The sequence below is a fragment of the Agreia sp. Leaf283 genome (assembly GCF_001422485.1).
Taxonomy (GTDB): Bacteria; Actinomycetota; Actinomycetes; order Actinomycetales; family Microbacteriaceae; genus Agreia.
In genome coordinates this window covers 1-13,246 of record NZ_LMNF01000004.1, presented here as the reverse complement: position 1 = coordinate 13,246, position 13,246 = coordinate 1, and the positions used below count along the sequence as shown (strand labels likewise).

General features: G+C 68.0%; 12 protein-coding genes. 2 read left to right on the top strand and 10 right to left on the bottom strand.

All coding sequences use genetic code 11. The annotated features are described in order from the left end of the window. Positions 1 to 28: 28 nt before the first annotated feature. The 8 genes from ASF51_RS16255 to ASF51_RS16220 all read right to left on the bottom strand — a co-directional run bounded on the left by ASF51_RS16255 (position 29) and on the right by ASF51_RS16220 (position 7,569). Positions 29 to 604, bottom strand: coding sequence for an NADPH-dependent FMN reductase (locus ASF51_RS16255; RefSeq protein WP_055932370.1), 576 nt, complete (start codon positions 602 to 604; stop codon positions 29 to 31). Further along, positions 601 to 2,088, bottom strand: coding sequence for an amidohydrolase family protein (locus ASF51_RS16250; RefSeq protein ID WP_055932367.1), 1,488 nt, complete (start codon positions 2,086 to 2,088; stop codon positions 601 to 603). The genes ASF51_RS16255 and ASF51_RS16250 overlap by 4 nt, the downstream gene beginning before the upstream one ends. Before the next feature lie 79 nt (positions 2,089 to 2,167). After that, entirely contained in the window at positions 2,168 to 2,542 is a 375-nt protein-coding gene (locus ASF51_RS16245) for a hypothetical protein (RefSeq protein ID WP_055932364.1), read from the bottom strand. Next, on the bottom strand, positions 2,539 to 3,399 hold the full coding sequence (locus ASF51_RS16240; RefSeq protein WP_055932361.1) for an extradiol ring-cleavage dioxygenase: 861 nt from the start codon (positions 3,397 to 3,399) through the stop codon (positions 2,539 to 2,541). The genes ASF51_RS16245 and ASF51_RS16240 overlap by 4 nt, the downstream gene beginning before the upstream one ends. 2 nt (positions 3,400 to 3,401) lie before the next feature. Continuing rightward, on the bottom strand, positions 3,402 to 4,226 hold the full coding sequence (locus ASF51_RS16235; RefSeq protein ID WP_055932358.1) for a citryl-CoA lyase: 825 nt from the start codon (positions 4,224 to 4,226) through the stop codon (positions 3,402 to 3,404). Continuing rightward, the gene (locus ASF51_RS16230) at positions 4,223 to 5,389 is read right to left on the bottom strand and encodes a CaiB/BaiF CoA-transferase family protein (protein WP_055933516.1); all 1,167 of its coding nucleotides are present in this window, start codon (positions 5,387 to 5,389) and stop codon (positions 4,223 to 4,225) included. The genes ASF51_RS16235 and ASF51_RS16230 overlap by 4 nt, the downstream gene beginning before the upstream one ends. A 112-nt stretch (positions 5,390 to 5,501) precedes the next feature. Next, complete coding sequence (locus tag ASF51_RS16225) at positions 5,502 to 6,305, bottom strand: IclR family transcriptional regulator C-terminal domain-containing protein (RefSeq protein WP_055932355.1); 804 nt, start codon at positions 6,303 to 6,305, stop codon at positions 5,502 to 5,504. Between the two features lie 25 nt (positions 6,306 to 6,330). Beyond that, positions 6,331 to 7,569 carry an MFS transporter gene (locus tag ASF51_RS16220; protein WP_055932352.1) on the bottom strand — a complete coding sequence of 413 codons (1,239 nt, stop codon included), beginning with the start codon at positions 7,567 to 7,569 and terminating at the stop codon, positions 6,331 to 6,333. 67 nt (positions 7,570 to 7,636) lie between these two features. Between ASF51_RS16220 and ASF51_RS16215 the strand changes: the two genes are divergently transcribed. Beyond that, positions 7,637 to 8,698, top strand: coding sequence for a LacI family DNA-binding transcriptional regulator (locus ASF51_RS16215; protein ID WP_055932349.1), 1,062 nt, complete (start codon positions 7,637 to 7,639; stop codon positions 8,696 to 8,698). A gap of 243 nt (positions 8,699 to 8,941) precedes the next feature. Further along, entirely contained in the window at positions 8,942 to 9,925 is a 984-nt protein-coding gene (locus tag ASF51_RS16210) for a type IV toxin-antitoxin system AbiEi family antitoxin domain-containing protein (protein ID WP_082480302.1), read from the top strand. Between the two features lie 105 nt (positions 9,926 to 10,030). Here ASF51_RS16210 and ASF51_RS16205 read toward each other — a convergent pair whose 3' ends face one another. Both ASF51_RS16205 and ASF51_RS16200 read right to left on the bottom strand, forming a co-directional pair. Then, positions 10,031 to 11,647 carry a hypothetical protein gene (locus ASF51_RS16205; RefSeq protein WP_055932342.1) on the bottom strand — a complete coding sequence of 539 codons (1,617 nt, stop codon included), beginning with the start codon at positions 11,645 to 11,647 and terminating at the stop codon, positions 10,031 to 10,033. After that, complete coding sequence (locus ASF51_RS16200) at positions 11,644 to 13,020, bottom strand: glycosyltransferase family 87 protein (protein ID WP_055932339.1); 1,377 nt, start codon at positions 13,018 to 13,020, stop codon at positions 11,644 to 11,646. The genes ASF51_RS16205 and ASF51_RS16200 overlap by 4 nt, the downstream gene beginning before the upstream one ends. Positions 13,021 to 13,246: the final 226 nt, after the last annotated feature.

Below are 13,246 nucleotides of genomic sequence, written 5' to 3'. Positions count from 1 at the left end.
ACTTGATAACGTACCATTTGTAAGTACGTCACCGCGAGAGTGATCTGCCCTCACCTCGCTCAGCGAGTAGGTCCCCGAGCAGGGCGGCCAGCGCTCGGTCGTGCCTCTCCGTCGCGGCGAAGACGCCGTCGGCGACGTGCTCCGACACCCACGCGATCTCGACGTTCGTGCTCAGGCACCTCATGCCGAGGTTCACCATGACGGGCTGCAGAGCGACGACCGCGCGGGTGCCGCCCGAGAGGCCGCCGTAGCTCACGATGCCTACGGGCTTTCCTGCCCACTCGGCGTGCAGATAGTCGATCGCGTTCTTCAGCGGCGCCGAGAAGCTGTGGTTGTATTCCGGCATCACGAAGATCACGGCATCGGCCGCGGCCACCCGCGCGCTCCATCGCTTCGCCGGCTCGCCGACGTAATTGCCGAGCTTCGGATGATGCGGCTCGTCGTGCAGAGGGAGCCGCAATTCCCGCAGATCGACGAGATCGATGTCGAGCGCCCCGGCATCCGGATGCGGCGCATGAGCGCCGGCCGCCGCGACCACCCAGTCGCCGACGGCGCGGCCCACCCGCGTCTCGCGCACGCTCGCGACGAGCACGAGGAGTCTCACAGCGTCACGTCTGCCCGCTCCGACTCCTTCTGATGAGTCGAGGCGTCTTTGTACTCGGTGTAGGTGTAGGGGTTGTCGAGCATCTTGGCCTCGGGGGCGTCGGGGTTCATGCCCTGCCTCCAGGCCGGTTCGCCGAGCTCGCTCTGCAGGTAGTCGACGGTCGACTCGACCTCCTTCTTCACCGAGGCGAGGTCGTCGCCCAGCAGCCTGCCGTCGTACTTGGCGATCACACCGTCGACCATCACCGTGTGCACGTCGCCGCGGCCGGCCTGCAGGGCGATGTGCCCGTTCGGATTGAGAATCGGGTACATAGTCGGCGAGTGATCGTTCTTGATGAGAACGATGTCGGCCCGCTTGCCCACCTCGAGCGAGCCCACCAAGTTCTGCATGCCGAGGCTCGCTGCTCCGCCCCGCGTGGCCCAGTCGACGACGTGCTCTGCCCGCAGGTGCGAGTGGGTGACGGTGTCGCCGTGGTCGTGGGCCTTGGTGTGCTCCCACCCGCGATCCGCGCCGAGCGTCGACCGCATGGCCGAGAACAGGTCGCTCGAGAACCAGACGCTGGTGTCGACCGACAGAGACACCGGGATGCCGTGCTGGCGCAGGATCCACGACGGCGGATAGCCCTGGCCGCAGCTCAGCTCGCTCTCGGTCGAGAGGGAGACGGACCCGCCCGTGGCGGCAATGCGCTGGTAGGAGTCGTCGCTGAGCGTGGCCGCGTGCACGTAGACCGTCTCGGGTGCCATGAATCCGTTCTCGTGCATGAGCCGGATGCCGTCGTCGTTGGTCGCGCCCCAGACTCCCGCGTGAGTGGTGACCGGCAGGCCGAGCTCGCGAGCTGCCTCGAACGCCGCGCGCTCGGGGAAGGCGGGGTCGCCGGTCACATCGAATGCCAGCTGGAACCTCAGGTCGTCGGCGCCCGTGTTGTTCCTCGCGAGGAAGGCGAGCACGTCCGGGTCGGCGGACCACTCCCAGGGGCCGGCGAAGATGTTGCCGTACGCCAAAACGAACCGCCCCGTGGATGCGCGGAGGGCTTCGAGGGCAGCCTCGCCGTGCTCGATGGTGCGAAGCCCGTGCGACCAGTCGACGGTCGTCGTGACACCGGCATCGATCGCGTCGAGCGCCGAGAGGCGGTTGCCCGCGTGCACGTCTTCGGGGCGGAAGCTCTTGCCGTGCTCGAGGTAGTACCAGACGAAGTATTGCGTCAGGGTCCAGTCGGCGCCGTACCCGCGCATGGCGGTCTGCCACATGTGCCGGTGGGTGTCGATCATGCCGGGCATCAGGATGCCGTCGGTCGCGTCGATCTCGAAGGTGCCGTCGGGCACGGCCAGCCGCTCGCCGATGGCCGCGATGCTGTTTCCGATCACGAGTACATCGGCGTTGTTCAGGACCCGACGCTGATCGTCGACGGTCACGACCGTTCCGTTTCGGAAGACGATCGGCCTGCCGTCGGTGGGCGGTTCGGGGGTGTTCGGGTTCTGCGACATGATTCGACTCCTTCGGCGATGTCTGCGGTCGTGCTGGGTGATGCGGGGAGGGGGGCGTGACGTGGGGTGTTCGGATGGCTCAGAGCGCGACGGTCGGGTAGTCCTTGCCGAGCCAGTGGGCGAGTTTGACGGCATACTCCCGCTGGAACGCCAGCGGACCGGACTTCGTCTCGTAGTCGTCGTTGTAGAGGGCGATGAAAATCGTGAGGGTGAGGAAGAAGTGGGCGCCGAGCTCGAAGAGTCGGGTGTAGTCGTGCTCCACGAGAGCGCGGCGCTCCTCGTCGGTGAACGAGAGCCAACTGGTCGTCTCGACCCGGTTCCCCGTGCCCAGCCACCGGCCGTACTCGGCCTCCCACCGCTCGACCAGGCCATCCGGATCGGCCTTGTATGAGGCCAGAAGTTCGGGGTCGCGATCGACCTGGTAGAGGAACTTGTTCACGTAGTACCTGCTCATCGCGGGTCGCCTCCCGGGTACCAGGTCATGTACATCTCGCGGGTGTGGAAGAGGTCGAGCTCGTCGACGTAGGAGGCGGGAATGGAGCCCGCGATGCCCATCATGAGGATGAGGTCCATGAAGCCGTGCGTGGCATTGCCCGCGCCAGCCATCGACTCGTGCGTGACGTTCTCGAGGATCGCGTCGATGTCGCCGGAGGCCAGCCAGTCGATCGCCTTGCGGTCGAAGACGGGGTCGGGGCCCGTCTCGCCGAACTGCCTCGGCCCTCCGAGCTCGAGCGACAGATGCCCGCTGCCGACCGCGGCGATGCGCAGGTCTGAGGGGTACTCGTCGATGATGCTGCGGATGGCCCTGCCCAGCTGCCAGAAGCGCTTCGGGCTGGGCAGGGGCGGGGCGAAGATGTTCGTGTAGATGGGCACGACGGGCAGATCGGCGTCGGGCCTGGTCGTGATGATCGGGCAGATGATGGAGTGATCGAGCTTCAGTTCGTGGCTGACGGAGAAGTCGAATCCGCGGTCGAGCAGACCCTGCAGCATAAAGCCCGAGAGCTCTTCGTGGCCGTCGAGCACATAGGGCGGGATGCCGAACTCGCGCTCCTCGTTGTAGAAGATCGCGTCGTAGGTGGGCTGCTTGCCGATGAGGAACGCGGGGTAGTTGTCGGAGAAGAACTGGTGGAAGTGGTCTGCCCCGACCATCACGAGGATGTCGGGCTTGGCCACGGTCAGCGTCTCGCGGTAGGCCTCGACCTTGCGCTTCCATTCGTCGGCCTGGGGCATCCGGTTCTCGGGCGGCGCCGTGGTGGCCTTCAGATAGAAGGGGTGGTGTGTGGTCGCCAGAACGGCGCTCAGTTCTGCCATCGTCAGGCTCCTTCGCCGGAGTGGTCGGGGGTGGGCGGAACGACGGGGGGCGGCACATACGTCGCGTTGCGGTCGACCGAGTAGTAGACGTCGGGGCCGATCGGGCTGACCTGCTCCTCCCTGATGTGGCCGAGCAGCCCGGCCGTGCGGGCGAGAAGGGCGAAGCCGCGCAGCATCGTGACGGGCAGCCCCAAGTCTGCGAGGGCCGCGCCCGCGACTCCCGCGCCGTTCAGGGGCAGGTTCTTGCCGAGCACCTCGTGCTGCACCCGGCCGATGGCCGCGAACAGCCGCAGGTGGGGGCCGAGGGTGCCCTCCTCCTCGGCGATGCGCATGATCACGGGGGTGCGCGGGTCGCCGTCTTTGTGAACCGGATGCCCGAGGCCGGGAATGCGCCGCTTCTCGGCTTTCGCTGCGTGCAGGGCGGTGCGCGCCACCTCGTCCCAGTCGGAGTCGTCGAAGGCCGTCGTATCCGCGTCGAGGGACTGCACGATCGCGTCGAGGTAGAGGCCCGTGTCTTCCGTGACTCCGAGAAAGCGCGAGCCGCCGCCGAGCAGGCCGGCGGCGACTGCTCCCTGAAGCGAATCCGGAGCGCTGTAGTAGGTGAGCCGCGCGGCAATGGCGGTCGGGGTGAAGCCGTGGTCGGCAAGCGACACGAGCACCGCTTCGAACACCCGGCCCTCGGCCGCCGTGGGGCGCCTCTTGGCGACGAGCCAGAACGCCAGCTCGCCGAAGGTGACCTTGCCGAGAAGGTCGGCGCTGAGATCCTGCCCCAGCAGCGAGATGCTCGAGAGATCGCTTGTTCCGATTCCGGTGGGGTAGTCGGTCATGATCTGAGCCAGTCCTTGATCTCGGTGTCGTCGGCACCCAGGGCGGGTGGGGCGCTGCGGTAGGCGGGCGGGGTGAGAGAGAAATCGATGGGGTTCCTGATCATGGGCACGGCATTCTCGCCCTCGCCCACGAGCACCACGGGCTCGAGGCCGAGGCTCTCGGCGAGTGCCACACCCCCGTCGATGGTGTTGATCGGCCCACAGGCGACGCCGGCCCGTGTCAGAGTCTCGAACCACTCGGCCACGGATGCGGTCGCGAGGGCCTCCAGCAGCAGGGGACGCAGCTCTTCGCGGTTGCGGTTGCGCAGTTCGGTCTTCGCGAAGCGGGGATCGTCGGCCAGGTGCGCGAGCCCCAGGGCGGTGGCGAGCTTCACGAACTGGGCGTCGTTGGCGGCGACGATCACGATCACGCCGTCGCTGGCCGCCAGCGGTTCGTAGGGGAACAGGCTCGGATGCGCGTTGCCCATGCGGAACGGCACCTGGCCACCGGCGACAAAAGTCGAGCTGTGGTTGGCCATCGCAGAGAGCGCCGTCGACAGCAGATTCACCTCGATGTGCTGCCCCTCGCCCGTGTTGTTGCGGTGGTTCAGGGCGGCGAGGATGCCTATCGTCGCCTGCATGCCGGTCATGATGTCGAAGACCGAGACGCCGCTTCGGTAGGCAGGCCCGTCGGGTTCGCCCGTCAGACTCATCAAGCCGGATGCGGCCTGCACGATCAGGTCGTAACCGGGCAGCGCCGCCCCGCCCTTCGAGCCGAATCCACTTATCGAGGCGTAGATGACGGCGGGGTTGAGCGCCGCGACGGAGTCGTAGTCGAGCCCGAACTTGGTCAGGCCTCCGGGCCGGAAGTTCTCGATCACGATGTCGGCCCGCGCGGCGAGCTCGTGGGCGAGTTCCCGGTCGGCCTCGTCGCCGAAGTCGAGCACGACGTCGCGCTTGTTCCGGTTGATGCCGAGGAAGTAGGTGGACACGCCGTCGCGCTCGGGCGGCGCCCAGTCGCGCGTCTCGTCGCCCCTGGGGCTCTCCACCTTGATCACATCTGCGCCGAGGTCGGCCATCAGCTGCGTGGAGTACGGGCCGGCGAGCACGCGCGAGAAGTCGGCGACCACGAGCCCGGCCAGCGGGCCGGACCGGGGGGTCGTGCGGGGGGATGGAGTCGTCATCGTCACCAGATCTGTCTTGCGGACAAATGTCCGTCAGGCGGACACGAGCCAAGTATGCGCCTCCGCTGGGCGCGCGTCAATGCTCAGATGCGGGCTCCGTGCGGATGGCCGATCACGGCTCGAGAATCTCGCTGAACGGGCGGGCCTCGAGCCGAGCCCAGTCGGCGGAGATGTGCGCCGCCGTCTCCAGAAGGTGGCTGAGGTGACGCTCGACGAGGTCGGAGGTCGCCGTCTCGGCGGCGTGCACGGTGACGTTGACGGCGGCCTGAACGGTGCCCGATTTGTCACGCACGGGGGCGGCGATGGACCGCACCCCGGGAGCGAGTTCCTCGTCGGCGAGTGCCCACCCACGCTCACGCACAAGGGCGAGTTCGCGATCGAGGTCGGCGCGGTCTCGATGGGCGATCACCACCCGCGACAGGCTGGGCGCATCGAGGGCGAGCTCCAGCGCATCCGGGGCCAGCCAAGCCAGCAGCACCTTGCCCTGGGAGGTGACCACGGCGGGAAACCGGGTGCCGATCTCGACGCGCAGCGCGATGATCTTCGGCACAGCGACCCTGGCCGTGTAGACGATGTCGCTGCCGCTCAGCTGGGCCATCGACGACGACTCGCCAGTAAGGTGAACGAGGGCCTCGAGATGGGGTTTCGCCACCTGCCACAGCCCCTGCGAACTGACGAACGCGTAGCCGAGGTCGAGTACCCGGGGGGTGAGTTCGAAGACCGAGCCGTCTTGCCGCACGTAGCCGAGCTCGATCAGGGTGGCGAGCAGTCGGTGCGCCGTGGGTCGCGCGAGGTTCGTGGCCGCGGCGATCTCGGCCAGTGACATTCCCGTGTGGTTGTCGCTGAACGCGCCGATGATGTCGAAACCCCGTGCGAGCGCCTCGACGAAGTTCGCGGATTCGCTGCGGCCTGCCATGGGGAGAGACTACTTCGCGACGGGCCTATTTCTCGTACGTGCGCTCGCGGGTGGCCGGCGACGCGAAGAACGAGACTACGAGCAGCGCGAGGATCACGTAGAGAGCGTTCAGGATGCCGAAGTGCTCGCCGAGGAATCCGAGCAGCGGCGGGCCCGCAAGGAACGCGGTGTAGCCCATGATCGCCACGGCGCTCACGCGCGCGGCCGAGTTCTTCTCGTCGTCTGCCGCGGCGCTCATGCCCACGGGGAAGCCGAGGGCGGCGCCGAGCCCCCAGAGGATCGCACCGATGATGGTGACCCACAGGTCGGTCGAGAGGATGAAGAGCAGCAATCCCGCGATGCCGACGATGGCTGTGACGCGCAGCGTCGGAACGCGTCCGAAGCGATCGAGCAGCGGCCCTCCGGCGACGCGGCCAACGGTCATGGCGGCCACGAAGATGCCGAAGACGATGGCGCCCGTGGTGTTCGACTGCTCGTGGCCGTCGACGGTCGCGATCGCGATCCAGTCGTTGGCGCTGCCCTCGGCGAACGCCATGCCGAGCATGACCGCGCCGATGAGAAGCAGGCGGGCGTCGGCCCAGATCTTGAGGCTCGCCTTGAGTCGCTGGCCGAGCGGGATGCGCGGGGCCGAGCCTGCGGATTCGGCCTGGTCGGCGGCATCCAGATCGTGGGGGATGAACCTGACGGCGACAATCACGACCGCCACGAGGATGACCGCGATGGCGACCAGGTGGGCGAACACCGGGATGGCGAGGGCCGAGGCGAGCGCGCCGATGCCGGCGCCGAGCACGGTTCCGCCCGAGAACATCGCGTGCATCAATGGCATGAGGGTCTTGCCGATGGCGCGTTCGGCCGCGGCGCCCTCGACGTTCATCATCACGTCGCAGGCTCCGTTGCCGAAGCCGAAGAGCACGAGGCCGATGAAGGCGACGGTGACGGCAGGAACGAGGCCACCGCCGATTCCGATGAGTACGAGACCCGTGGCGACCAGCGAGATGCAGAACGTGATTCCGGCGCGCGGCCCGAAGCGACGAAGAATTGCGGGCGACACGATGAGTCCGACGACCGATCCGGCGGACATTCCGAAGATGAGCACGCCGACGTTGGCCGTGTTCAGTTCGAGTCCGTCGCGGATGGCCGGGAGGCGAGCCACCCACGTGGCGATGCTCACGCCGCTCAGGATGAAGACGATGAAGACCGCGTTGCGCCAGGCGACGAGGGTACGCGGGGGATGCACGGCGACGTCGCTCGTGGGTGTGGTCATGGGGTGTCCTGAATGCGTTGAAGAGCGGTATCGCACGAAATCGAATCGATTCGACTACGCTACCAACATGACCGCGAGCGATCAACACACCCGCCGTCCCACTCTCGCAGACGTGGCCAAGGCCGCCGGAGTCTCCGTTTCGACCGCGTCGATCGCGTTCAGCGGGTCGGGCCCGGTGTCGGATGCGACGCGCGAGCGCGTGCTCGCCGCCGCGGCTTCGCTGGGCTACGACGGTCCAGACCCCCGGGCACGCTCGCTGCGTCAGGGGCGCAGCGGCGTGATCGGCGTCGTTCTCGAGGGCAGCCTGCTGTACGCGTTCCGCGACCCCGTGACATCCATCACTCTCGACGGAGTCGCCACCGCGCTCGGCCCGCAGGGCGCCGGACTGCTGCTACTCACCGACTCGGGCGAGGGCGCCGCGACCATCGATACGGCGGCCGTCGACGCCGTGATCCTGCTCGGATGCTCGACCCGCGTCGACCACTCGATCGAGGTCTTCGGTCGCCGCGACATTCCGGTCGTCTCGGTCGAGGGGCCGTCTCGCCCCGAGCTCGTGGAGGTGACCCTCGACAACCGCGCTGCGTCCGTCGTCGCCGCGCGGCACCTGCAGTCGTTGGGCCACACCCGCGTGGGCATCGCCACGCTCGCCACGGCCGACGGCCACGACGCCGGCCCCGTCACCGACGACACCCCGATCGCGGTGTCGGTGACTCGCGAGCGGCTGCTCGGCACGCGCGAGGTGTACCCGGATGCGCCGGCCTGGTCGTCGGTGCACAACACGCCCGAAGACGGTCGGCGTGCGGCGCTCGAACTGCTCTCCGTCGCCGCGTCGGAGCGCCCGACCGCCATCGTCGCCCAGGCCGACCTGCTCGCGATCGGAGTGATCCAGGCCGTCGAGGAGCTCGGTCTCGTGGTCGGGGTGGACGTGAGTGTGATCGGTTTCGACGGAATCCGCATCGACGGCTTCGCGCACGACCTCACGACGATGGTGCAGCCCGCCAGCGAGAAGGGCCACGCGGCCGGAGCCGCGGTCACCGCGCTGCTCGCCGGGGAGCGCCCCGACACTCCGATCGCGTTCACGTGCGAACTGCACGTGGGGTCGACGACGGGGCCTGCTCCGACTGTCTGAGTCCTGGGTTCCATCGAGTGACTCCCGAGTCCGGGCCGGGATTCGTTCAACAGGATGAACTGACGACACTCGGTCGTTCTACCGACGACACACCGACGACTCCTCCGTTCGTCCTGTAATACGAGAAACGTCCGGAACCATCCGACCCCGACTTCTCCTCCCGAATCCTCGAACTCGGCGGATTCTCCCCCGCGACGACGATCTCTGGTCCACCCACCAGTCGACCGAGACGACGATCCTCGAATGACTGCTTCCTCGAGAGATCTCCGGCTCATCCAGCATTGTGTCCGTCGCAACGGCAACGTCGCGTCGAGACGAACACTCCTCGAGGCACGCATAGACCCGGCCAGCATCGATGCGGCATGCCGCTCGGGGGCTCTCGAGAGGCTCCGCCGAGGAATGTACGCGCTCCCGGAAGCCGACATCGACCAGCGTCGGGCCGTGATGGCCGGGGGACGCGTCGGCTGTGTGAGTGCCCTTCGCCGTGTCGGCGTATGGGGCGGGCTCGACACGGCGATTCATATCCACGTTCCCCCATCGGCATCTCGTCTCCACCTCGACGAGATCGCCGCGCTCGGCCGGAGTCCCGAGACCCGTCGGACCGACAAGACCTTCTGGGCGGAGCCGGGCCCACCACGTGTGCACTGGCAGCGCGCGAACGCCGCGAGCACTCGAACGGCGCGGTCGTGGGCGGACGACTGGCTGGCCGATCCGATGAGCGCGCTCCGTCAGGCGGTGCTCTGCCTCGACGACGAACATGCGATCGCAGCCATCGACTCCGCACTGCGGAAGGAGGTCGTGCACGCTCACAATCTCGAATCTCTCTTCAGATCGCTCCCGCGTCGATTGCAGAGGCTGAGAGTCGAGCTCGATCCCGCGGCCGATTCCGGTCCCGAGTCGATCGTTCGGGTGCGGATGCGACGGGCCGGCTTCGTGGTCGAGCCGCAGGTCGGCATTCCGGGCTCGAGCGATCTGGATCTGCTGATCAATGGCGTGGTCGGCCTCGATATCGACAGCCGGGCCTGGCACACCGGAGAGGAGCAGATCAGCTGGGACTACGGAAAGACTCTCCAGTCGTTCGCGTTCGGCCGGCCGACTCTTCGCATTCTTCCCCATCACATCTTCGACATGTGGCCGTCGACTCTGGCCGCGATCAGTCGGGCTGTCTCGGACATGGAGGACCTTCACCGACTCCGACGGATGAACCGGAATCGTTCAACAGGATGAATCGACGACACTCCGTCGGAGGAGGGACGACACACCGACAATCCCTCGGTTCGTCCTGTGATACCGGATCGGTGATCTCGATACGCCGGCTCCAGCATCGTGCGGCTACTTGAGCGGCACAGGAGTTCGGTCGTAGACCTTCACCCAGAGGTTCGTGTAGTGCCAGCGGTCGACCTCGGTGAAGCCCGCTCCCTCGATCGCTGCCTCGTTCACCTCGCGGTCGCGGCCGCTCGACACGAGGATCACCGTGTCGTCGCCCTCGAGCATCGCGGTATCGACGGGCTCGGCCGTCTCCCACAGCCGATCCGTGACGCCGATCGGCTCGACGAGAGCCACGTCGTCGAGCGACGTGAAGGCCCACGGATACGCGTACTCGACCACCCGTGCCGTGGCTGCCGGGTGGTACGCGATGCTTCCGAACACGACCGCTGGCGAGGCGTCGGCCGGCAACGACGCCGCTACCTCCGACACGCGCCACGCCGCCTTCGACCACGAGGCGTCCTGCTTCGCCTCCGCTCCGCGCTGTGCGACATACGAGGGCTGCGTCAGCAGTGCGAGAACCAGCACCCCCGAGATCGCGGCCAACGCGGTCCACGGAACCGATCGCATCCGGGGCCACCGGGCGGCGCCCGGCAGTCGCGTGGCGCGGCGGGTGAGGCGCCCAAGGCCCACGATTCCGCCGGCGATCGCGATTGCCAGCGCGGGCACGAGGAAGGTGAGGTAGCGCGGCGAGTACAGCGGAGTGACCAGCACCGATGTGAGCACCAGCACCACGGTCGGAACGACGAGCCACGGCAGCACCCACGCCATGAGATCGCGCGCGGCCCTGGCCCTGGTCGTCGCGGCGCGGCGGGCGACGATGAAGGTGGCGATTCCGATGAGCACCACGAGCCAGGTGAAGATGGCGAACGGCGGGTTCATCGGCGCGAACTGGGTGATCAGGATTCCGGTGAGGGTGCGCTGGCTGATGGGATCGATCCACGCCACCTGACCCGACTGCGATGCCACGATGAGCACGAAGGGAATGCAGACGACGCCGAGCGGCACCACCGTGCGGCCGAAGGCGAACAGCTGGCGCCGGCTCAGCGTGCCCGAGCTCGTGAGCACGAGCACGGTCACCGCGTGGGCCACGACCACGAGCGACAGGTACACGAAGACGCCCACCGAGACGAGCGCTACGCCTGCGTAGGCGAGCCACGGCCAGACGGCCGACCAGCGCGAGTCTCGTACAGGCGAGCGCAGCGCGCGCATCAGCAGCAGGGTCAGGGCCGCGGCGAGCAGCGCGGTCAGCGCATACGAGCGGCCCTCGATGCCGGCCCAGGTGAACCGCGGGATCGTGATCAGCACGACGCCCGCGAGCAGGGCGAACCCGCGGGTTCCGAACCGCGAGGCCAGCAGCATCGTGAGCGCCACCGTGCCGCCCGAGATGATCGCGCTCGGCAGCCGCAGGGTGAACGGCGAATAGCCCACGATGTCGAACCACACGTGCATGAACGCGTAGTAGACCCCGTGCACGGCGTCGACGGTGTGCAGCATCGCCCAGAGCTCGGGCCAGGTGCGCGTGGCCGACACGATCGTGGCCGCCTCGTCATACCAGATCGAGGGGGTGTCGATGCCGATGAGCACGATCAGGGCGCCGACGACCGCCAGGATCGGAATCTCGATGCGCCGCCTCACGAGCGCGCCGAGCGTGCCGGGCGCCCCGACCGCCCCGAGCGTCACGCGGGCACCGCCGGTGGGGTCGCGGGTGGGCTCGCCTGCGGGGTTCCGGATGCGACGGCGCGCGCCCGTCGGCGCCGGTACAGCCAGGCGCCGATCACGACCACGGCGGCCACCGCGAGGCCGATGCGCGTCACGGCGAGCGTGGGCATGGTCATGCGCCACGACAGGGCGAGCGGAACTGCGAACCACTCCCAGCGCTGGCTGAGCACGATGAACGGGATCATCAGCAGCGCGTACCAGGGATAGCGCGGGCTCACGATGATGAGGATGCTGCCGACGAGCGCGAGCTGGGCGAGCCACGGCGCCGAGGCGTCCGACTTCCACCACGCGAGGCCCGTCGCCACCGCGATGAGCGCGGCGGCGACCACGATGGAGGCCGATCCGGGGAGCACGATCGACAGCAGCGCGAAGCGACTTCCGTCGTCGTAGCCCTCCTCCGACAGGTAGCCGGGCAGGTAGCCGAGCACGCCGAATCCCGACATCACCACGTAGGGAACGTAGAGCAGCGCGAAGGTGGCCACCGAGACCGTGATCAGGGTGAGCGGGCGCTTCTTGAGCAGCGGCGGTGCGAGGATGACGGGGATGAGCTTGGTGGCGATGGCGGCGCCGAGCGCGATTCCGCCCCAGACGCGGCGACCGGATGCGACGAGCAGGCTGGCCGCGAGGGCGAGCGCCACTCCGAGCGCATCGACGTGGGAGTTGGTGACCGCCTCGGTCGCGACCAGGGGGCACCATGCCCAAAGGGCCGCCCACCTCGGGTCCATGCCGCGGCGACGCAGCGCGACCAGCAGCATCCATGTGACACCGAGCGAGATGACGAGCCCGCCGAGCTGGAACGGCCAGTACTCGACGCTCGGGTCGACGAGGGCGCGCACGCCCGTGAAGTAGAGCTCGGCGAGCGGCGGGTAGATCGTGGGAACGTGCGGCCGGTTGATGGCGGTGCACAGCGGCTCGCCGCTCGGAACGGTGGTGGTCTCGCTGAGGCGGGTGGCGTCGCAGTCGGCGGGGAACAGCCAGTCGGGCCGCAGATCTTCGAGAGCATCGGATGCCGGGACGTGGTCGTAGGGCGAGATTCCCGCGGTGGCGACGATGCCGTCCCAGGCGTAGCGAGCCGAGTCGGTGCTGGTGTTGGGCGGGGCGAGCATCGCGGCTCCGCCGATGAGCACGGCGCCGGCGACGACGACCGACGTCACGTGCCGGGCGGGCACCTTTCTCAGGGCGAGGAATGCCAGGGCGAAGAACAGCCAGGCCGCGGCGAGAACCGCCAGCATCGCCGGTCGATCGGTGCGGGAGAAGAGGTTCAGCTGCGTCGTCTCGAAGCCGATGGCGACGGCGACGGCCGCAGAGGCGACGAGTGCCAGAACTGTTCTCACTGATCGATCCTTGCATCATCGAGCTGGGAAGGTGCGGGGGTGGTGAAACGCGGAATGGCCCGCCACTTCGGTGGCGGGCCATTCGGCGTTCGTACCTTTTCGTTCCCTGAGCTTGTCGAAGGGTGTGCGTCTCGACAGGCTCGACGAACGAGGGGGTGTTACTTGGTGTTGACGGTGATCTTGGCGATTCCGACGAGGAGGCCGGCCTTGACGGCGTCGGTCTTGA